20 protein-coding genes are annotated in these 20,477 nt (G+C 66.3%); 13 read left to right on the top strand and 7 right to left on the bottom strand.

Annotation, left to right across the window (positions count from 1 at the left end; all coding sequences use genetic code 11):
* Nucleotides 1-50: 50 nt before the first annotated feature.
* The 6 genes from ACZ5YA_RS06490 to ACZ5YA_RS06465 all read left to right on the top strand — a co-directional run bounded on the left by ACZ5YA_RS06490 (nucleotide 51) and on the right by ACZ5YA_RS06465 (nucleotide 6,091).
* A complete protein-coding gene (locus ACZ5YA_RS06490; RefSeq protein ID WP_059380038.1) occupies nucleotides 51-1,136 on the top strand; it encodes an ABC transporter ATP-binding protein in 1,086 nt (361 codons plus the stop codon).
* Nucleotides 1,136-2,224 (top strand): ABC transporter ATP-binding protein, encoded by a 1,089-nt coding sequence (locus tag ACZ5YA_RS06485; protein ID WP_464092209.1) that lies wholly within the window; start codon nucleotides 1,136-1,138, stop codon nucleotides 2,222-2,224. Before ACZ5YA_RS06490 ends, ACZ5YA_RS06485 begins: the two co-directional genes overlap by 1 nt.
* Nucleotides 2,221-3,111 (top strand): carbohydrate ABC transporter permease, encoded by an 891-nt coding sequence (locus tag ACZ5YA_RS06480; protein ID WP_118932070.1) that lies wholly within the window; start codon nucleotides 2,221-2,223, stop codon nucleotides 3,109-3,111. Before ACZ5YA_RS06485 ends, ACZ5YA_RS06480 begins: the two co-directional genes overlap by 4 nt.
* Nucleotides 3,104-3,916 (top strand): carbohydrate ABC transporter permease, encoded by an 813-nt coding sequence (locus tag ACZ5YA_RS06475; RefSeq protein WP_059380041.1) that lies wholly within the window; start codon nucleotides 3,104-3,106, stop codon nucleotides 3,914-3,916. Before ACZ5YA_RS06480 ends, ACZ5YA_RS06475 begins: the two co-directional genes overlap by 8 nt.
* 19 nt (nucleotides 3,917-3,935) lie before the next feature.
* Nucleotides 3,936-4,244, top strand: coding sequence for a DUF2160 domain-containing protein (locus ACZ5YA_RS06470; RefSeq protein WP_464092208.1), 309 nt, complete (start codon nucleotides 3,936-3,938; stop codon nucleotides 4,242-4,244).
* A gap of 116 nt (nucleotides 4,245-4,360) precedes the next feature.
* A complete protein-coding gene (locus ACZ5YA_RS06465; protein WP_054453885.1) occupies nucleotides 4,361-6,091 on the top strand; it encodes an ABC transporter substrate-binding protein in 1,731 nt (576 codons plus the stop codon).
* A 60-nt stretch (nucleotides 6,092-6,151) separates the two neighbouring features.
* On the opposite strand, the gene ACZ5YA_RS06460 is transcribed toward ACZ5YA_RS06465, so the two are convergent.
* Complete coding sequence (locus ACZ5YA_RS06460) at nucleotides 6,152-7,228, bottom strand: sensor domain-containing diguanylate cyclase (RefSeq protein WP_223283339.1); 1,077 nt, start codon at nucleotides 7,226-7,228, stop codon at nucleotides 6,152-6,154.
* 125 nt (nucleotides 7,229-7,353) lie between these two features.
* On the opposite strand from ACZ5YA_RS06460, the gene ACZ5YA_RS06455 reads away from it, so the two are divergent.
* The 3 genes from ACZ5YA_RS06455 (at nucleotide 7,354) to ACZ5YA_RS06445 (ending at nucleotide 11,254) form a co-directional block, all read left to right on the top strand.
* On the top strand, nucleotides 7,354-8,175 hold the full coding sequence (locus tag ACZ5YA_RS06455) for a glucose 1-dehydrogenase (RefSeq protein WP_251879911.1): 822 nt from the start codon (nucleotides 7,354-7,356) through the stop codon (nucleotides 8,173-8,175).
* 3 nt (nucleotides 8,176-8,178) lie between these two features.
* Nucleotides 8,179-9,996, top strand: coding sequence for a glycoside hydrolase family 15 protein (locus ACZ5YA_RS06450; protein WP_464092207.1), 1,818 nt, complete (start codon nucleotides 8,179-8,181; stop codon nucleotides 9,994-9,996).
* A gap of 130 nt (nucleotides 9,997-10,126) precedes the next feature.
* Complete coding sequence (locus ACZ5YA_RS06445; RefSeq protein ID WP_306637341.1) at nucleotides 10,127-11,254, top strand: acyl-CoA dehydrogenase family protein; 1,128 nt, start codon at nucleotides 10,127-10,129, stop codon at nucleotides 11,252-11,254.
* Between the two features lie 8 nt (nucleotides 11,255-11,262).
* On the opposite strand, the gene ACZ5YA_RS06440 is transcribed toward ACZ5YA_RS06445, so the two are convergent.
* The 5 genes from ACZ5YA_RS06440 to ACZ5YA_RS06420 all read right to left on the bottom strand — a co-directional run bounded on the left by ACZ5YA_RS06440 (nucleotide 11,263) and on the right by ACZ5YA_RS06420 (nucleotide 13,791).
* Nucleotides 11,263-11,634, bottom strand: a complete 372-nt coding sequence (locus ACZ5YA_RS06440; protein WP_118932066.1) for a DUF2784 domain-containing protein — start codon at nucleotides 11,632-11,634, stop codon at nucleotides 11,263-11,265.
* A gap of 13 nt (nucleotides 11,635-11,647) precedes the next feature.
* Nucleotides 11,648-12,223: a restriction endonuclease gene (locus ACZ5YA_RS06435; protein WP_059380048.1), complete on the bottom strand. Its 576-nt coding sequence runs from the start codon at nucleotides 12,221-12,223 to the stop codon at nucleotides 11,648-11,650.
* 32 nt (nucleotides 12,224-12,255) lie between these two features.
* On the bottom strand, nucleotides 12,256-12,501 hold the full coding sequence (locus ACZ5YA_RS06430) for an RNA-binding S4 domain-containing protein (protein WP_059380049.1): 246 nt from the start codon (nucleotides 12,499-12,501) through the stop codon (nucleotides 12,256-12,258).
* A gap of 35 nt (nucleotides 12,502-12,536) precedes the next feature.
* Nucleotides 12,537-13,196, bottom strand: a complete 660-nt coding sequence (locus ACZ5YA_RS06425; protein ID WP_059380050.1) for a DUF502 domain-containing protein — start codon at nucleotides 13,194-13,196, stop codon at nucleotides 12,537-12,539.
* Nucleotides 13,197-13,323: 127 nt separating this feature from the next.
* Complete coding sequence (locus ACZ5YA_RS06420; protein WP_013394098.1) at nucleotides 13,324-13,791, bottom strand: winged helix-turn-helix transcriptional regulator; 468 nt, start codon at nucleotides 13,789-13,791, stop codon at nucleotides 13,324-13,326.
* A gap of 135 nt (nucleotides 13,792-13,926) precedes the next feature.
* Here ACZ5YA_RS06420 and ACZ5YA_RS06415 point away from each other — a divergent pair, with 135 nt between their 5' ends.
* On the top strand, nucleotides 13,927-15,228 hold the full coding sequence (locus tag ACZ5YA_RS06415) for a D-amino acid dehydrogenase (protein ID WP_059380051.1): 1,302 nt from the start codon (nucleotides 13,927-13,929) through the stop codon (nucleotides 15,226-15,228).
* 83 nt (nucleotides 15,229-15,311) lie between these two features.
* Here the strand turns inward: ACZ5YA_RS06415 and ACZ5YA_RS06410 are convergent, their stop codons facing one another.
* Nucleotides 15,312-16,196 carry a LysR substrate-binding domain-containing protein gene (locus ACZ5YA_RS06410; RefSeq protein WP_464092206.1) on the bottom strand — a complete coding sequence of 295 codons (885 nt, stop codon included), beginning with the start codon at nucleotides 16,194-16,196 and terminating at the stop codon, nucleotides 15,312-15,314.
* Between the two features lie 183 nt (nucleotides 16,197-16,379).
* Between ACZ5YA_RS06410 and ACZ5YA_RS06405 the strand changes: the two genes are divergently transcribed.
* The 3 genes from ACZ5YA_RS06405 to ACZ5YA_RS06395 all read left to right on the top strand — a co-directional run bounded on the left by ACZ5YA_RS06405 (nucleotide 16,380) and on the right by ACZ5YA_RS06395 (nucleotide 20,472).
* Nucleotides 16,380-17,348: a Bug family tripartite tricarboxylate transporter substrate binding protein gene (locus ACZ5YA_RS06405; protein ID WP_464092205.1), complete on the top strand. Its 969-nt coding sequence runs from the start codon at nucleotides 16,380-16,382 to the stop codon at nucleotides 17,346-17,348.
* 31 nt (nucleotides 17,349-17,379) lie between these two features.
* Nucleotides 17,380-18,606 (top strand): CaiB/BaiF CoA transferase family protein, encoded by a 1,227-nt coding sequence (locus ACZ5YA_RS06400; protein ID WP_251879923.1) that lies wholly within the window; start codon nucleotides 17,380-17,382, stop codon nucleotides 18,604-18,606.
* A 72-nt stretch (nucleotides 18,607-18,678) separates the two neighbouring features.
* Nucleotides 18,679-20,472, top strand: coding sequence for an acyl-CoA dehydrogenase family protein (locus ACZ5YA_RS06395; protein ID WP_464092204.1), 1,794 nt, complete (start codon nucleotides 18,679-18,681; stop codon nucleotides 20,470-20,472).
* Nucleotides 20,473-20,477 lie beyond the last annotated feature (5 nt).

The raw sequence follows: 20,477 nt of genomic DNA, 5'->3' as shown, positions 1-20,477 counted from the left end.
CGAAGTCCGCCGTAAAAAACAGGGACGTATAAGTAGGTAGAGGAGACCAGATGCAGCTGAACTTGGACAGGGTAGGTTTGCGGGCCGGCTCGCAGACGCACCTGTATCCCATGAGCCTGGCCCCCGTCGAGGGCGCCATGACGGTATTGCTGGGGGCCACCCTGGCGGGCAAGACTTCGCTGATGCGCATCATGGCCGGGCTGGACCGGCCCACCGAAGGCCGCGTGCTGGTCGACGGCGCCGATGTGACCGGCGTGCCAGTGCGCCAGCGCAATGTCGCCATGGTCTACCAGCAGTTCATCAATTACCCCTCCATGTCGGTCTACGACAACATCGCTTCGCCGCTCAAGCTGCGCGGGGCGGCGGACATCGGCGAAAAAGTCCGCGCCATGGCGGCGCGGCTGCACATCGATCATCTGCTGGAACGCTATCCCTCGGAGCTGTCCGGCGGGCAGCAGCAGCGGGTGGCGCTGGCCCGGGCGCTGGCCAAGGACGCGCCGCTCATCCTGCTGGACGAGCCCCTGGTGAACCTGGACTACAAGCTGCGCGAAGAACTGCGCGACGAACTTTCCGAGTTGTTCGCCGAAGGACGCTCCACGGTGGTCTATGCCACTACCGAGCCGGGCGAGGCCCTGTTGCTGGGCGGCCACACCGCGGTGCTGGACGCGGGCGAACTGCTGCAATACGGTCCCACGGCCGAGGTCTTTCACCGCCCCAATTCCATCCGCGTGGCCCGCGCCTTCAGCGATCCGCCCATGAATCTGTTTGCCGCGCGCCGCACGGCGTCCGGCTTCGTGCTGCACGGAGACCTGGCGGTGGAACGGGCGCTGCCGCAAGGCGCCGATACGGAGATTACCGCCGGCCTGCGCGCCGGCGCCCTCGATGTCGAGCCGCGGCCTGGCCACATCGTGCTGCCCGGGGTGGTGAAGCTGGCCGAGATCTCCGGGTCCGACACCTTCGTGCACGCCCAGACGGAGGCGGGCGACGTGGTGGCGCAATTGCCCGGGGTCCACCGCTATACGCTGGACCACCGCGTGCAGTTCTATTTCGACCCGGCGCAAACCTATGCCTTCGGCGCGGGCGGCGCGCTGCTGGCGGCGCCGCGGCAGCCGGCGGGCGCGGGGGAGGCGGCCTGATGGCGCAGATCGAGCTGGACCTGTCCCATTCCTACGTTGCAGACCCCAAGACCGACGAGGACTATGCGCTGCTGCCGCTTTCCTTCACCTTCAAGGACGGCGGGGCCTACGCCTTGCTGGGGCCGTCCGGTTGCGGCAAGACCTCGCTGCTCAATTGCGTGTCGGGCCTGCTGCGGCCGTCGCACGGGCGCATCCTGTTCGACGGCCAGGACGTCACGGACAAGACCCCGCAGGCGCGCAACATCGCCCAGGTATTCCAGTTTCCGGTGGTGTACGACACCATGACCGTGGCCGAGAACCTGGCGTTTCCGCTGCGCAACCGCGGCATGGCGCCCAAGCTCATCGGCGAGCGCGTCGGGCGCATCGCCGAGATGCTGGAGATGTCGCATGTGCTGGACCGGCGCGCCAGCGGCCTGACGGCCGACGCCAAGCAGAAGATTTCGCTGGGGCGCGGGCTGGTGCGCAGCGACGTGTCGGCCATCCTGTTCGACGAGCCGCTGACCGTGATCGACCCGCAGCTCAAATGGGAGTTGCGGCGCAAGCTCAAGGAAATCCACCACGAGTTCAAGCTGACGCTGATCTACGTGACGCACGACCAGACCGAGGCGCTGACCTTTGCCGACGAGGTCATGGTGATGGCGCGCGGCAGGGCGGTGCAGGTCGGGACCGCGGATGACTTGTTCCAGCGGCCGGCGCATACCTTCGTGGGCCATTTCATCGGCTCGCCGGGCATGAACTTCCTGCCGGCGCAATGGCGCGACGGCGGGTTGGAAGTGGGCAAGAGCCGCGTCGCCGGGCTGCCGGCGGAGATGGCGGCAAAGCTGGACGGCGCGGGTCCCGTGAAGCTGGGCGTGCGGCCGGAATACTTGCGCATCACCGAGCCGGGCGCGCCCGGCGCCGTGGCCATGCGCGTGGAGCGGGTGCAGGACGTGGGCACCTACACGCTGCTGGTAGCGGACTTCGAGGGCGCGCCGGTGCGCGCCCGGCTGGCCAGCAACATCGTCCCGGCCGCGGCCGGCGGCACGGTCTGGCTGTCGGTGCTGAATCCGCACACCTGCTTTTACCGCGACGAGGAGCTGATCCGATGAAACCCATAGATCACCGGGCCTGGTTCCTGGTCCTGCCCGTGGTGCTGTGCGTGGCGTTCTCGGCCATCCTGCCGCTGATGACCATCGTCAACTATTCGGTGCAGGACATCATCTCGCCCGAGCGCCGCGTCTTCGTCGGCACCGAGTGGTACGCCGCCGTGCTGCAGGATGAAGAACTGCATGGCGCGCTGTTCCGCCAGATCGGCTTTTCTCTGGCCGTGCTGGCCATCGAGATCCCGCTGGGCATACTGCTGGCCCTGTCCATGCCCGCCAGCGGCTGGCGCGCTTCCGCCGTGCTGGTGATCATCGCGCTGTCGCTGCTGATCCCCTGGAACGTGGTGGGCACCATCTGGCAGGTGTTCGGGCGCACCGACATCGGCCTCCTGGGCGCCACGCTGTCGTGGTTGGGCGTGGACTACAACTACACCGGCAACGACTTCGACGCCTGGGTCACGGTGCTGATCATGGACGTATGGCACTGGACGCCGCTGGTGGCGCTGCTGTGCTACGCGGGCTTGCGCGCCATACCGGACGCCTATTACCAGGCCGCGCGCATCGACGGCGCCTCGCGCCTGGCGGTGTTCCGCTACATCCAGCTGCCCAAGATGCGCGGCGTACTCATGATCGCGGTGCTGCTGCGCTTCATGGACAGCTTCATGATCTACACCGAGCCCTTCGTACTGACGGGCGGCGGGCCGGGCAACGCCACCACCTTCCTGTCGCAGTACCTGACGCAGAAGGCGGTGGGCCAGTTCGACCTGGGGCCGGCGGCCGCGTTCTCCATCATCTATTTCCTGATCATCCTGCTCTTGTGCTTCATCCTCTACAACTGGATGCAGCGCGCCGGAACCACTGGCGGCTTTGACGAGGAGCGCGCAAATGCGTGAGAAAAATTCCCGCTGGCGCGGCGTCTTCCTGACCCTGTACCTGATCTTCGCCATCCTGCCGCTGTACTGGATGCTGAACATGTCGTTCAAGACGAACACGGAGATCGTCAGCACCCTGACGCTGTGGCCGCGCGACTTCACCTTCGAGCACTATCGCACCATCTTCACCGACCCGGCCTGGTACTCCGGCTACATCAATTCGCTGATCTACGTGGTCATCAACACGGTGATTTCCCTGGCCGTGGCGCTGCCGGCGGCCTACGCCTTTTCGCGCTACCGCTTCATCGGCGACAAGCACGTGTTCTTCTGGCTGCTGACCAACCGCATGACGCCGCCCGCGGTGTTCCTGCTGCCGTTCTTCCAGCTCTATAGCTCCTTCGGCCTGATGGACACGCACCTGGCCGTGGCGCTTGCGCACCTGGTGTTCAACGTGCCGCTGGCGGTCTGGATCCTGGAGGGCTTCATGTCCGGCGTGCCGCGCGAGATCGACGAGACCGCCTATGTCGACGGCTATTCCTTCCCGCGCTTTTTCCTGACGATCTTCCTGCCGCTGATCAAGTCGGGCGTGGGCGTGGCGGCATTTTTCTGCTTCATGTTCAGCTGGGTGGAGCTGCTGCTGGCGCGCACGCTGACCTCGGTCAACGCCAAGCCCATCGTCGCCACCATGACCCGCACCGTGTCGGCTTCCGGCATGGACTGGGGCGTGCTGGCCGCGGCGGGCGTGCTGACCATCGTGCCGGGCGGCATCGTCATCTGGTTCGTGCGGCATTACATCGCGAAGGGCTTCGCGATGGGCCGGGTGTAGAGGCAAGGAGAGCGCGCTCATGTTCAGCTGGATGGTATGGACCACTCCCGTCGCCGTGTTCTTTTCCTGCATCGTGCTGATGCTGGTCGGCATGACGGTGTGGGAACTGAAATCGCCCACGGCCGAGCGCAAGGGCTTCCTGCCCCTGCGCACCACGCGCGGCGATCGGCTGTTCATCGGCCTGATGGCCGCGGCCTGGCTCAATCTGGCGTTCCTGGGGTTAGGCCAAAAGGCAGCGGAATGGTTTTCGCTGAACGAGCCGCCATCGGTTTGGATCAGCTTCATCGCGTCCATGCTGCTGCTGGCATTCGTCATGAGGAAAGGCTGAAGAGGGGCGTCAGACCCTTCGCGTATTCAAGCGGTTGGTAAGGACTATCGGCCAGCGTCTTCCCCGGCCAGCGGTCCGCAGCAAACGATGGGGAAGACTTATCGAGGAGACAGGTCATGAAATTGCGCATGCACGCCATGGCAGCCGCCATCGCCCTGATCGGGACTTCGGCGGCCTGGGCTGGCGAACCGGAAGCGAAGAAGTGGGTCGATTCGGAGTTCCAACCTTCATCGCTGTCCAAGGACCAGCAGATGGCCGAGATGAAATGGTTCATCGAGGCCGCCGCCAAGCTCAAGGCCAAGGGAGTGAACGAGATCAGCGTGGTGTCGGAAACCATCACCACGCACGAGTACGAGTCCAAGACGCTGGCCAAGGCTTTTTCGGAGATCACCGGCATCAAGGTCAACCACGACCTGATCCAGGAAGGCGACGTGGTCGAGAAGCTGCAGACCTCGATGCAGTCCGGCAAATCCATCTACGACGGCTGGATTTCGGATTCCGACCTGATCGGCACGCACTACCGCTACGGCGCCATCCTGCCGCTGTCCGACTATATGGCCGGCGCGGGCAAGGAATGGACCAATCCCAACCTGGACCTGAAGGACTTCATCGGCACCAAGTTCACCACCGCGCCAGACGGCAAGCTCTACCAGCTGCCCGACCAGCAGTTCGCCAACGTCTACTGGTTCCGCGCCGACTGGTTCGCGCGGCAGGACCTGAAGGACAAGTTCAAGGCCAAGTACGGCTACGAGCTGGGCGTGCCCACCAATTGGTCCGCCTATGAAGACATCGCCGACTTCTTCTCCAACGACGTCAAGGAACTGGACGGCAAGAAGGTCTATGGCCACATGGACTACGGCAAGAAGGACCCGTCGCTGGGCTGGCGCTTCACCGACGCGTGGCTGTCCATGGCCGGCGCCGCCGACAAGGGCCTACCCAACGGCATGCCGGTGGACGAGTGGGGCATCCGCGTGGCGGACGACAAGTGCACGCCGGTCGGCGCGTCGGTGGCGCGCGGCGGCGCCACCAACAGTCCGGCCGCGGTCTATGCCCTGACCAAGTACGTGGACTGGATGAAGAAGTATGCGCCGCAGCAGGCCATGGGCATGACCTTCTCGGAATCCGGCCCGGTGCCCGCCCAGGGCCAGATCGCGCAGCAGATCTTCTGGTACACGGCCTTCACCGCCGACATGACCAAGAAGGGCCTGCCGGTGGTCAACGATGATGGCACGCCGAAGTGGCGCATGGCCCCGTCGCCCTACGGCCCGTACTGGAAGGACGGCATGCAGAACGGCTACCAGGACGTGGGCTCGTGGACCTTCTTCAAGTCCACCAACCCGGACAAGATGGCGGCGGCCTGGCTGTACGCGCAGTTCGTCACGTCCAAGTCGGTGTCGCTGAAGAAGTCCATCACCGGCCTGACCTTCATCCGCGACAGCGACATCAACAGCGAGTTCTTCACCAAGAACGCGGCGAACTACGGCGGCCTGATCGAGTTCTACCGCAGCCCGGCGCGCGTGGCGTGGACGCCCACCGGCAACAACGTGCCTGACTATCCCAAGCTGGCGCAGTTGTGGTGGAAGAACGTCGCCACCGCGGTCACCGGCGAAAAGACCCCGCAGGCCGCCATGGACAACCTGGCCAATGAAATGGATCAGGTCATGGCGCGGCTGGAGCGGGCCGGCATGGCGCAGTGCGCGCCCAAGCTCAATCCCAAGAGCGACCCCAGCAAGTGGCTGTCGGACCAACATGCGCCGTGGAAGAAACTGGCCAACGAAAAGCCCAAGGGCGAGACGATCGCCTATGAGAAGCTGCTCGATGCGTGGAAGCAGGGCAAGGTGAGGTAAGCCGGCCGAACGCTGCAGACGACCCGGACCCGGCAATGCGCCGGGTCCTTTTTTTGCCCGTCAGTGTATGACCCGCGCCGCCTTGCGCGCGCGCTTGACTTCATACATGCGGGTGTCGGCCAGGCGCACGGCGGCTTCGGCGTCCAGGCCGCGCGGGTCCAGCGCCACCACGCCGACGCTGGCGCCTTCGTACGGGACGGTTGCGTCGCCGAGCTGGTAGCGGCCCACGGTGGCGGCGGTGGCGCGCTCTTCCAGGGAACGGGCGGCTTCCTCGGCATCGCCGCGCGGCGCGTGCACGCCATGGGGGCCGTCGCCCGCAGCCAGGGCCGGGCCGGGGCCGATCAGCACGAATTCGTCGCCGCCCATGCGACCCAGCATGTCCGAACCGCGCAGCGCCGCGGAGATGCGGCGCGACACTTCCTGCAGGAACACATCGCCTTGCTGGTGGCCATAGACGTCGTTGATGCCCTTGAAACCGTCCAGGTCGATCACGCCCACCAGCACGCTGCCGCCTTCGCGGATGGCGCGCGCCTGCAGGCGGTCCAGCGCCTCGTAGAGCGCGCGGCGGTTGGGCAGGCCGGTCAGCGCGTCGGTCAGCGCATACGACATGAGCTGGACGTTGGCGGCATGGAGCTGTTCCATCAGCATTTCGCGTTCCAGGAAGCGGGCGATCACGCTGGAGAACAGTTTCAGCACCGATTCGGCCTGCGGTTCGATCCGGTGCTGCGTGGCGCTGGCGGCGCACAGGGTGCCGAACAGCACGCCCTCATCCGTGCGCACCGGCGCGCTCAGATAGGTTTGGATGCCCAGTTGCCGGGCGGCGTCGGAATCCGGCCAGCAGCTGGAGACGTCGCTGGTGCACATGCGGCCTTCGTCCAGCGCGCGTTTGCACAGCGTGTCGTCCCAGGGCACGGACAGGCCTTCGGGGATTTGCAGTGTTCCGGCGTTGCGCGCGTAGCGGATGCGCTGGAGATCGGCTTTCAGGTCGATGGACGTGAGGTAGGTGGATTCCAGCCCGGTCACCGCGCCCAGCATGTCCAGCAGCGGGCGCGTCAGCTGTTCGACCGACTTGGCCTCGGGCAGGGTGGTCGACAGTTCTGCAAGTATCGGATCCAGCACGGCGTCTCCAGGAAGCATGGGCATATGGGTGGGCATTATGCACGCTGCGCAGCGGCTTGCATGGAACCGTCGCGCAGGACTACCCTGGACTTTCCACACGCGGCGGCCGGGCTCGACGGGTAGCGGCCGCCAGGGAGGCAGGCATGCATCACGCGAGCGAACTGCGCGGCCGGGTGGCCGTGGTGACAGGCGCATCCTCCGGCATCGGCCGGGCCATCGCGATCGGGCTGGCGGCGGCTGGCGCGCAGGTGGTGGTGAATCATCGCGCGGGCGGCGATTCGCAGGGGCGGGCCGCGGCCGTCGCCGAAGCGATCCAGCGGCAGGGCGGTTCGGCCGTCACCGCGGCCGCCGACATCAGCAAGGAGTCCGAGGTGGAGCACCTGTTTGCGCAGGCGCTGCAGCATTACGGGCGGCTGGACATCCTGGTCAACAACGCGGGCATAGAACATCCCGCGCCGATTGCGGACATGACGCTGGCCGACTGGCAGCGCGTCATCGACGTGAACCTGACGGGACAGTTCCTATGTGCGCGCGCCGCTGCGCGGCAGTTCCAGTCGCAACCGGTCGACCCGGCGCGGCAGAGGCTGGCGGCGGGCAACATCGTTTTCATCAGTTCCGTGCACGAGGCCATACCCTGGGCCTTCCAGGTGAACTACGCGGCATCCAAGGGTGGCGTGTCGATGCTGATGAAATCGCTGGCGCAGGAGCTGGCGCCGGCCCGGATACGCGTCAATTCGATTGCGCCGGGCGCCATACGCACAGCCATCAACCAGCCGGCGTGGGATACGCCGGAAAGCCTGGCCAGGCTGTTGCAGCTGATTCCCTACGGCCGCATCGGCGAACCCGAAGACGTGGCGCGGGCCGCCGTGTGGCTGGCCAGCGACGCGTCCGATTACGTCACCGGCACGACCCTGTTCGTCGACGGCGGCATGACGCTGTATCCCGAATTCCGTGGCGCGGGCTAGGCCATGTCCAAGCCCCTGGAAGACTATGGCCTGATCGGCAATATGCTGTCCGCCGCGCTGGTGGCGCGCGACGGCTCCATCGATTGGCTGTGCCTGCCGCATTTCGATTCGCCCGCCTGCTTCGCGGCGCTGCTGGGCGATGAACGGCATGGACGCTGGCGCATCGCGCCGCACGCACGGAACTGCACGGTATCGCGCCGCTACGTGCCGGATACCGCGGTGCTGGAAACGCGCTACGAAACCGGCTCGGGCACGGCGCTGCTGTACGACTTCATGCCCTTGAGCGACGACGACGAGCGCGCCGACGTGGTGCGCATCGTGCGCGGCGAATCCGGACACGTGCAGATGGACATGGAGATGGAGCTACGCTTCAACTATGGGCAGGCCGTGCCCTGGGTGCGCCGGCGTGACTATGGCCTGAGCGCCATCGCGGGCCCCGACGCGGTCGAGCTGCACACGCCGGTGGACCTGGCCGGGCACGAGCTCGCCACCACGGCGCGCTTCACCGTGCATCCGGGCCGGGTGGTGCCGTTCACGCTGTCTTACCACCGCTCGCACCGCACCCCGCATTTCGTGCCGGACCGCGTGGAAAGCATGGACCGCACCATTTCCTGGTGGCAGGAATGGGCCAAGCGCTGCCGCTGGGAGGGCAGCGAGGAAGGCCGCGACGCCGTGGTGCGCTCGCTGATTACCTTGAAGCTGCTGACCTTTCACCCGACCGGCGGCATCATCGCCGCGCCCACGACCTCGCTGCCGGAAGCCCTGGGCGGCAGCCGCAACTGGGACTACCGGCATTGCTGGCTGCGCGATTCGGCGCTGACCTTGTACGCCTTGCTCAATGCAGGCTACCGAGAGGAGGCCGAGGCCTGGCGCCAATGGCTGTTGCGCGCGGTGGCCGGGCATCCCGACCAGTTGCAGATCATGTATGGCATCGCCGGCGAACGCTGGCTGCCCGAACTTGAAATCCCCTGGCTGCCGGGCTATGAGGGCAGCCTGCCGGTGCGCCGCGGCAACGGCGCCGCCGGCCAGAGCCAGCTGGACGTCTATGGCGAACTGATCGAAACCCTGTATGCGGCGCGCGCCGCGGACCTGGCGCCGCTGGCCGAGGCCTGGCGCCTGCAGAACGTGCTGCTGGAGCCGTTGAAGCGCCGTTGGCAGGATCTGGACCACGGCATCTGGGAAGTGCGGGGCGAGCGCCGCGCCTTCACCCATTCGCGCTTGATGTGCTGGGTGGCCTTCGACCGCGCGGTGCAATCCTGCGATCGCTTCGGCCTGCGCGGGCCGCGCGATGAATGGCAGCGCCTGGCCGACCGCATCCGGGCGGACATCTGCAAGCATGGCTACAACCAGGCCCGCGGCAGCTTCGTGCAGAGCTATGGGTCGGACGAGCTGGATGCCAGCCTGCTGCTCATCCCCCAGGTGGGTTTCCTGCCCGCGGATGATCCGCGCGTCACTGGCACGGTGCGCGCTATCGAGCGCGAACTGCTGCGCGACGGCCTGCTGCTGCGCTATTCCAACCAGCATGCCAGCGACGGCTTGCCGGGCGACGAAGGGGTGTTCCTGGCCTGCAGCTTCTGGCTGGCCGACGCCTACGTCATGCAGGGGCGCATCGATGACGCCGAACGCCTGTTCGAGCGGCTGCTGGGGCTGCGCAACGACCTGGGCCTGCTGGCCGAGGAATACGACGTGGCCCGGCGCCGCCTGGTGGGCAACTTCCCGCAAGGGTTCTCGCACATCGGGCTGGTCAATACCGCCTACAACCTGAGCCGCGCCAGCGGTCCGGCGCGTCAGCGTTCCGAGCAGGACGCGCCGCGGGAATAGGCCGCGCAGCGGCATCCCGCGTTTGCCGGCCCGGTGTATTCTGGCGATCTAACGGTCGCCCCAAGGCGGGCCGAACCGCAGAACAGAGCAGGCCGCGCGTCGGCCGCCACCGCATCCAGGAGAGACAAGCATGCTTTTGACCGAAGAACAGCTCAGCGTCCAGGAAATGGCGCGCCGCTTCGCGCAGGAGCGCCTGGCGCCCAACTCGGAACGCTGGGACCGCGAGCATCACTATCCCGCCGACGCCATCGCCGAAATGGCGCAGCTGGGCTTTTTCGGCATGCTGGTGCCCGAAGCCTGGGACGGCAACGACAGCGGGTATATCTCGTACGCCGTCGCGCTGGAGGAAATCGCGGCTGGCAATGGCGCCTGCTCCACCGTCATGAGCGTGCACAATTCGGTCGCCTGCATGCCCATCCTGAAGTTCGGCACCGACGCGCAGAAAGAACGGTTCCTGCGTCCGCTGGCAACGGGCGAGCATATCGGCGGATTTGCGCTGACCGAGCCGCAGGCGGGCTCGGACGCCAGCAGCCTGCACACCCGGGCGCGCCGCGATGGCGACGACTACATCCTGAATGGCGCCAAGCAGTTCATCACGTCGGGGCGCAGCGGCCAGGTCGTGATCGTGTTCGCCGTGACCGACCCGGATGCCGGCAAGCGCGGCATCTCGGCCTTCATCGTGCCTACCGATACTCCGGGCTACAAGGTGCTGAGGGTGGAAGACAAGCTGGGCCAGCATGCTTCCGACACCTGCCAGATCGCGTTCGAGGACATGCGCATTCCGGCGGCCTGCCGGCTGGGCGCGGAGGGCGAGGGCTACAAGATCGCCCTGTCCAACCTGGAGGGCGGGCGCATCGGCATCGCGTCCCAATCCGTGGGCATGGCGCGCGCGGCCTACGAATGCGCGCGCGACTATGCGCGCGACCGGCAGGCCTTCGGCAAACCCATCATGGAGCATCAGGCGGTCGCGTTCCGCCTGGCCGACATGGCCACGCAGATCCATGCGGCGCGCCAGATGGTGCTGCATGCGGCAGCCTTGCGCGAAGCCGGCAGGCCGGCGCTGACGGAAGCGTCCATGGCCAAGCTGTTCGCCTCCGAGATGGCCGAAAAGGTCTGCTCCGCCGCCATCCAGACGCTCGGCGGCTACGGCTATCTGAAGGATTTTCCGGTCGAGCGCATCTATCGCGACGTGCGCGTCTGCCAGATCTACGAGGGCACCAGCGACATCCAGCGCCTGGTGATCGCCCGGGCCTTGTAAATGGAAGACTAGGCCGGCTGGCGCCGGCCGCGCCGCGCCCACAGGGCGTAGACGATGACGTTGCCCACGATCAGCAAGGCCGCCAGCACGATCTGCGTGCCGCGGGTGATGCCTTCGGGGTAGATCAGCGCCAGCACGTAGTGTTCGATGAAGCCGCCGCCATAGCCTTGCTGGCCGGCCTGCTGGCGCAGCGAAATCTCCAGCGGCGTCAGCGGGCAGATCCAGCCCATGCCTATCACCAGCGCGCCCCAGGCCAGCGCCGGCAGGTGCAGGTAGGCGATCCAGCGCTTCCACAGCGCCAGCAGTCCGCCGAACACCACGAAGGCAACAAAGAGGCCATGCACGGCCAGCACAAGGTCTGCAAGCAGGCGGTAGCTCATGACCGCACCCGGCTCAGGGCTTGAGGTCGCGCAGCAGCTTGGCCAGTTCGGGCGCCGTCATCAGCGACACGCCCTGCGACTTGGCGTATTGCAGCGCATTGTCCGAGACCTCGCCAAGCGCGATGTATATCGCTTCGCGCGCCCCGCGCTTTTCGCGCGCGGCCTGCAGCTCGCGCAGCGGTTCGACGCCGACGCGCGCGGCTTTCCAGCGCTTGGCGCTGACCAGCGCGACGTGGCCGTCCTTGGTCAGCGCGAAATCGGCGCCGGGCAGTTGCAGGCGCTGCACTTCACAGCCGTCGCGGCGAAAGCCCGCTTCGACGGTTTTGGAAAAATCCGCCCAGGACATGCCGGCGGCGGCTTCGGCCACGGCCTGCACCCGCGCGCCCGAGGGCGCGCGCAATTGCTTGTAGGCCGCCATGATGGCGATGACCGCAAACGGCACCGCCGCGAACACGCCCATCGCGGCGTACTCCAGCGGCAGCGCGGCAAAGCCGGCGGCCGACAGCAGCACGGCCACGCCGGCGCTCATCCACCAGGGCGAACGCAGCAGCACGGCAAAAATGGAGTTCTGGGACATCTTGAGTTTCATGGCGGCTCGCGGTCGGGCGGGTTGTGAGGGCTTCAGGCGTCCTGGCCGCCAGCGTCGGGGCCGCGCACGACGATGCGCACGTCGCCGCAGGTCACGATCTGGCCGGCGCGGATCTTGGCCGTCTTGCGGCTTTCGACCACGCCGCCCACGCTGACGTGGCCTTCGGCCACCAGCATCTTGCCCGCGCCGCCGCTGTCGCACACGCCGGTGGCCTTGAGCAGCTGGTTCACTTCAATATAGGGGCTGCCTTCGGCCAGCGTGAATTCGATGATGGGCATAGCGAGAGTTTGGTAGAGAGGTGAGGGCGGGGCGCTCAGGCCTGGCCGCCGCCGTTGGCGCCGTCCTGCGCGGGGGCGGGAGGCTCCTGCGCGGCGGGACGGTTGTTGGTGGTTTCGGCGCGAGCCATCCAGGCGATCAGGGACGAACGCATGGCTTCCTCGACCGACATCTGGATGGGCTGGACCCATTCCTGCGGCACGAACACGGTATAGCCGCCGATCATGTAGCCCATCGGCAGGTACACGGCCACGCGCTCGCCCTGGCTGAAGCCTTCGGGCAAGCCTTCCATGTTGCGGCGCGTGACCAGGCCGACCAGCTCCAGCTGTTGGCCAGGCACGCGCAGGATCACGACCTGCTGGGCGGTGTTCTTGGAACTGGGTGAGAAATAGTCCGCGAAACTCTTCAGCGACGAATAGATGCTCTTGACCACCGGCAGGTTGGTGAACGGCATTTCCAGCAGCACCAGCACGCGCTGCACGCGTTCCTTGGATACGAGGTAGCCGATGGCCAGGATGCCGAGGATGCCCAGCGCCAGGCCCATGCCCGGCACGTAGAACCCGCCGATGAAGGGGCGCAGGAAGGTCAGCGCCACGGCTTCGGTCCACGCCAGGAAGATGTAGAGCAGGTAGATCGTCAGGGCCAGCGGCAGGACCGTGATCAGTCCGCGGAAGAAGTACTTGTAGAGACGGGTCATAGACATAGGCAAATAAATTAGGGTCGGATTACGCGGCAAAGGCACGCGCCGAGGGGCCGCCAGCATAGCAGCCAGCGCGGACCCGACCGGTAACAATCGGCGTGCGGCCAGCGGAAGCGGCGCGCGCCTAGCGGTCCACGGGCAGGTACAGCGTCTCCTTGATCTCCTCCATGACCACGTAGCTGCGAGATTCGGCGGACGCGGGCAGGCGCTTGAGGATTTCGCCGAGGAGACGGCGGTATTCGTTCATTTCGGTCAGGCGGGCCTTGACCAGATAGTCGAAGTCGCCGGATACCAGATGGCATTCCATGACTTCGGGCACGTACAGCAGTTCTTTCTTGACCTTGTCGAACACGTCGCCGGACTTGGCCGACAGTTTGATCTCCAGGAAGACCAGCAGGTTCTTGCCCAGCGCAGCCGGATTGACGCGCGCATGGTAACCCGTGATGACGCCTTCGCGCTCCATGCGCTTGACGCGGTCGGAGCAGGGGGTGGCGGACAGGCTGATCCGGTCGGCCAGTTCGGTCACGGAAATGCGGCCTTCCCGCTGCAGGATATCCAGGATTTTCAGGTCGATACGGTCTAGCTCGCGCATTTCACTTTTGGCGATCGAAAAACAGGAGGTGGCCGGGAAAAAGCACTGGCAAAGCAAAATCTTCAGTGCTTTTCACTGCTGAGAGGCCCATAGACTACCGAAATTCCTGAACAAAACCAATCACCGGAAAGAATCATGCACGTCATCGTCCTCGGCAGCGGCGTCATCGGCACCACCACCGCCTATTATCTGGCCCTCCAGGGCGCCAAAGTCACGGTGCTGGACCGCCAGCCTTCGGCGGCGCAGGAGACCAGCTACGCCAACGCCGGACAGGTTTCGCCGGGTTATTCCACGCCCTGGGCCGCGCCCGGCATTCCGCTGAAGGCCATCAAGTGGCTGTTCCAGAAGCATGCCCCGCTGGCGATCCGCCTGGACGGCAGCCTGTTCCAGCTGAAATGGATGGCGTCCATGCTGGCCAACTGTTCGGCCGAACGCTACGCGGTGAACAAGGAGCGCATGCTGCGCCTGTCCGAGTACAGCCGCGATTGCCTGCGCGAACTGCGCCAGTCCACCGGCATCCACTACGAAGAGCGCACCCGCGGCACGCTGCAGCTGTTCCGCACCGAGGCCCAGCTGGAAGCCGCCCGCCGCGACATCGCGGTGCTGGAAGAAGTGGGCGTGCCCTACGAACTGCTGGACCGCAATCGCCTGGTGACGGCCGAGCCCGCCCTGGCGCGCTCGCTGCACAAGCTGAGCGGCGGCCTGCGCCTGCCCAATGACGAAACCGGCGACTGCCAGCTGTTCACGACGCGCCTGGCCGAATTGGCGAAGGGTCTGGGCGTGGAGTTCCGTTTCGGCCAGACGGTGTCGGGCCTGAACACGGCCGGCGGCCAGATCACCGGCGTGCGCGTGGGCAATGAAGTGCTGACCGCCGACCGCTATGTCGCCGCCTTCGGCAGCTACACGCGCGATTTCCTCAAGCCGCTGGACCTGGACCTGCCGGTGTATCCGCTCAAGGGTTACTCGCTGACCATCCCCATGGCGGACGAATCGGCCGCGCCGGTTTCGACCATCCTGGATGAAACCTACAAGATCGCCGTGACGCGTTTCGACCAGCGCATCCGCGTGGGCGGCATGGCCGAGATCGCGGGCTTCGATCTGCGCCTGAAGGAGGCCCGCCGCAAGACGCTGGAGCTGGTCGTCAACGACCTGTTCCCGGGTAGCGGCCACGTGGCCCAGGCCGAGTTCTGGACCGGCCTGCGTCCCATGACGCCGGACGGCACCCCGGTGGTCGGCGCGACCCGCTACGGCAACCTGTACCTGAACACCGGCCACGGCACGCTGGGCTGGACCATGGCCTGCGGCTCGGGCAAGCTGGTGGCCGACCAGGTCATGGGCCAGCGTCCCGCCATCCGCACCGATGGCCTGGACCTGTCGCGCTACGACCGCAAGGCGGCGCCCAGCCAGTCGCTGGTGCTGGACGGCAAGAGCGCCTGATTACTGTTTCCTCCCCTCGGCCAGGCCGCAAGCCTGGCCTGCAGCGGCCCCGCCAGCGCAGAACGCCGGCGGGGCCGCTGTCTTCACGGCTGCTGCGCTTGCGCCAATTGCTCCAGCATGGACAGCACGGCGGGCTGCGTTTCATCGTGACGCCAGATGCCGCGCAGATCCGACGGGGTCGACGCATGCGTCAGGGGACGGCAAACCAGATTCGGCAATTGCACCTTTCCCAGCGAAGCTGGAACCAGCGACACGCCGAATTCATGCGATACCAGGGTGGCGATCGTCAGCATGTTGCGGACCTTGTGCCGGATATGCGGCGTGAAGCCGGCCTGCAGGCAAAGCGCCAGTATCTTGTCGTAGTAGCCCGGCGAGAAATCCCTGGGAAACAGCACGAAGTCGTCGTGTTGCAACTGCTGCGCGGCTATCGTCTGGAGTCCGGCCAGGGGATGCGTTGCCGGCAGCAGGCAGACGAAGTCCTCGCGGTGCAGTACGCGTGACGCGACGCCGGATGGCATCACCCGGGGATGCACGATCCCGATATCGATCTGGCCGCGCAGCAGCGCGTCGATTTGTTCGTAGCTGCTGAGTTCGTACAGCACCACCTCGACGTCCGGCCGCGCCACGCAGAAGGCCCGGACGTCGGACGCCAGCCGTGTCAGGAACGACGAGCCCACGAATCCGATATGCACGGCGCCGGCTTCGCCATTGGCGGCGCGCCGCGCCTGTTCCTCGGCGTCGCGCGCCAGCGCCAGCAGTTTCAACGCTTCCCGATAGATCACCTTGCCGGCCTCGGTCAGCGCCACTTCGCGCGTGGTGCGCCGCAGCAGTTCCATGCCCAGCGAGGATTCCAGCTGGCGGATGTTGAAGCTGAGGGGAGGCTGGCTGATGGACAGGCGCTTGGCGGCCCTGCCGAAATGCAGCTCCTCGGCGACGGCCACGAAGTAGCGGAGTTGACGCAGATCCATGGAGAGGCTCGCGGACTAGGGGACTCTGACAGGCTGGAAAAGATTGATCCAATATCTGTATGAATAGCACAAAAAAATATATTGGACGAGAACAATCACGTTGCCAATAATGGGTTTCACCGCGGCGACACGCGGCTATGAATCCGGGCACAGACCCGCGATCGATCCCCCAAGGAGACTCTCGTGCGTATCCCTAGCCTCATCGCGCTGGCTGCCAGCGCATTGCTTGCCGCCAGCGCCGCAAAAGCGCAGGACTATCCCCGCATGCCCATCCGTCTGATCGTGCCGTACTCGGCCGGCGGCATGACCGACGTAGTGGCGCGCGTCATTGGCCAGAAGCTTGGAGAACGGCTGGGCCAGCCGGTGATCGTGGAAAACCGCGCGGGCGCCGCCACCATCATCGGCGCGGAGATGGTGGCCAACGCCAAGCCCGACGGCGACACCTTGCTGGCGGCAACCAACACCACGCTGACGATCAATCCCTGGCTGTACCCGAAATTGCCGTATGACGCGGTCAAGAGCTTTGCGCCGATTGCGCTGGTGGCCAGCACGCCCAGCGTCATCGTCGTCAACCCGAAGGTCCCGGCGCAGACGCTGGCGCAGTTCGTGGGCCTGGCCCAGGCCAAGCCGGGCGAGTTCAGTTATGCCTCGTACGGCGCTGGCTCGACGGCGCACCTGGCCGGCGAGATGCTGCGATCCCGGGCCAGCGTCAATCTCCTGCATGTGCCGTACAAGGGCAGCGCGCCTGCCAAGGCGGCGGTGATGGGCGGCGAAGTCTCCGTCACGTTCGAACCCGCATTCACGGGCTTGCCGCAGATCCAGGCCGGCAAGCTGACCGCGCTGGCCGTCATGAGCGACAAGCGCTCCGCGGTGCTGCCGCAATTGCCGACCACGGCGGAACTGGGCTACCCGGACATGAGGATGTCCGCGTGGGTCGGCATCCTGGCGCCATCGGGTACGCCGCCGGCCATCGTCAAGTCGCTGAGCGGCGCCATCGAACAGATCATGACCCAGGCCGACGTGCGCGAAGCCCTGCTGCGCACCGGGGGAGAGCCGGTGGGGTACTTCGGCGACGCCTTCAGCGCCTACATGCGCGAGGAAAGCGCGCGCTATGGGCAGGTCATCAAGGACGCGGACATCCGCATCGATTAAAGCGCCGCATCGGCATCGAGGCTCAAGACACATGGCAATCAAACCGTTATCCCATATTCGCGTGCTCGACCTGACCCGCGTGCTGGCAGGGCCCTGGTGCACGCAGAACCTTGCCGACCTGGGCGCGGACGTGATCAAGATCGAACGCCCTGGCGCTGGCGACGATACCCGCGGCTGGGGGCCGCCCTGGATGCCTGATGCGGGAGAGCGGCCGCGCGAGGATTCGGGCTACTACGCGTCGACCAATCGCGGCAAGAAATCCGTGACGGTGGACATTTCCACCGCCGAAGGCCAGGACATCGTCCGCCGGCTGGCGGCGGACTCGGACGTGCTGGTGGAAAACTACAAGGTCGGCACCCTGGCGCGCTATGGATTGAGTTATGAAGACCTGCGCGCCGACAACCCCGCGCTGGTCTATTGCTCGATCACGGGATTCGGGCAGACCGGGCCGTATCGCCACCGGCCGGGGTACGACTTCATTTTTCAGGGCATGGGCGGCTTGATGAGCGTCACCGGCGAGGCCGATGGCCTGCCCGGCGCAGGGCCGCAGAAAGTAGGGGTTGCCGTGGCGGACATCACCACGGGCATGTACGCCAGCCTGGCGATTGCGGCCGCCTTGGCCTGGCGCGAACGCAGCGGGCAGGGGCAGCACATAGACATGGCCTTGCTGGACTGCGTGCTGGCGTTCGGCAGCAACCCCGCCGTGAACTACCTGGTGTCCGGCAAGGCGCCCAAGCGCTATGGCAACGCGCACGCCAACGCAGTGCCATACCAGGTGTTCGACACAGCGGATGGGCGCTTGATCGTGGCCGTGGGCAACGACAGCCAGTTCGCGGCCTATTGCCAGGAGATCCGGCGGCCGGACCTGGCGCAAGACCCGCGCTATGCCAAGGTCAGCGGGCGTCTGACCCATCGCGACACGCTGTTGCCCCTGCTGGCTGAAATCATGAAGACGGATACCAGCGCGGCGTGGCAGCAGCGGCTGGAACTTGCGGGGGTGCCCAGCGGACCGATCAACACCTACTCCGAGACCTTCACCGATCCGCAGGTCGTGCACCGCGGCCTGCGCGTGGATTTGCCCTTGTCGACGGGCGGCACCTGCCCGGGCATCGCCAGCCCCATGCGGTTTTCGGCGACGCCGCTGGACCATGCCGCGGGTCCGCCCGTGTTGGGCGAGCACACAAGAGACGTGCTGACGCAGCGTCTTGGCTACTCGGATGCCGCGCTGACGCACTTGCGCGCTGCCGGCGTCATCTGATTTTCCATTGCCGACGCATGCCCGCGCGCCGCTTCAGGCGCGGCGTCCGTCCACGACCTTCAGGAGCTGTCCATGTCATTTTCAGCCAGATACGATGAATACGTACGCCCGCGTCCAGAGCGCTCTTCGCAGAGCTCCCATTTCCTCGCGCCCGACTGCGCAGGCCTGGATTTCTACGCGTTGGATCGGGGTCTGCAGGACCTGCTGAGGCTGTACCTGCCCGCTGCCGCGCATGCGCAGCTGCTGCCGCAGTTCCAGCGCATGGGGCAATTGGCGGGGGGGCGCCTCAATGCCTTGGCAACCGTGGCGGACAAGTATCCGCCCGTGCTGCACGCGCGCACGCGCTGGGGCGAGGACGAAGACTGGATCGAGTACCACCCGGCCTACCAGGAGATGGAACATATCGCGTTCGCGGATTTCCAGTTCCATGCCATGAGCCATCGCGCCGGCGTGCTGGGCTGCGATGCGCCGCTGCCGCCGGTGGCGAAGTATGCGCTGCAATACTTGTTTGTCCAGGCCGAGTTCGGCCAGATGTGTCCGATCAGCGTATCCGATACCTCGATCCATCTGATCAGGAAATTCGGCAGCCCCGCCCTGAAGGAAAAGCTGCTGCCGCGCATGCTGTCCAGCGACCCGGCCGCGCTCTGGAAGGGAACGCAATTCATGACGGAGAAGACCGGGGGGTCCGACGTGGGTGCCCTGGAAACCGTGGCCCGCCAGACTGACGGGATCTGGCGCCTGTACGGGGAAAAATGGTTTTGCTCGCACACCGACGCGGACATCGCCTTGCTGTTGGCCCGTCCCGAAGGCGCGCCGGCGGGCACGCGCGGCTTGGCTCTGTTTGCGATGCCGCGGCGCCTGGAAGACGGCAGCCGCAATGCCTATCGCATCGTCCGGCTGAAGGACAAGCTGGGCACGCGCTCGATGGCCAGCGGCGAGATTCGCCTGGAAGGCGCCCAGGCGTACCTGGTGGGGGAGGCGGACCAGGGACTCAAGCACATGATGGAGCAGGTCAACCTGTCGCGTCTGTCGCACGGCGTGCGCGCGGCGGCAATGATGCGGCGCTGCCTCAACGAGGCCATGCTGGCCGCGCGCCATCGGCGGGCGTTCGGACGCGATGTCATCGCCTATCCGCTGCTGCGCCGCCAGTTGTTGAAACTGCTGACGCCGACGGAAGCGGCGTTGTCGATGGTCATGGCCACGGCCGACATCATGCGGCGGGCGCAGGAGGGCGCCGCGCACGCCGCCCAGGCGCTGCGGCTGCTGACGCCGCTGCTCAAGCTGCGCACGTGCCGGGACAACATCGTCGTGGCAACGGGCGCGATGGAGATACGCGGCGGCAACGGCTACATCGAAGACTTCGTCAATGCCCGGCTGGTGCGCGACGCGCACATAGGCGTGCTATGGGAGGGAACCAGCAACATCAACGCGCTCGACGCGATCCAGCGCGCCGTGCGCAAGGATCGGGCGCACGAGGCCTTGTCGGCCTTGCTGGAGAGCAAGCTGGAGGAGGCATCCGCCTTGCCCCGCGCCTGGCGCGCAACGGCGCGGGACTGCCTGCGCCGCGCCATCAGCCTGGCCCAGGCCGTCGGGACGGACGAACAGCATGAGGCGCAGGTGCGCCGCGCGGCATCCGCACTCTATTACGCATCGGCGGCGGTGTTCATGGCCTGGGAGAGCTGCCAGCCCGGGGTGGATGCGCGCCGCCTGCTGCTTGCCGACGCGGTGCTGCGCCACTATCTGCTGCCCGCCGATCCCCTGCGCGACGCCGAGGCGGACGCAGAGACGCAGGGAGACAGGCTGATGCTGCAAACCGAGCCCTTGACGCTGGCGCAGGTTCTGCCGGTGCTGGCTTTGTCATCCTGAGAGGA

The sequence above is a fragment of the Achromobacter sp. JCM 18799 genome (assembly GCF_055395645.1).
The sequence above is the reverse complement of the archived record's forward strand: the minus strand, read 5'-3'. Positions and strand labels throughout refer to the sequence as shown.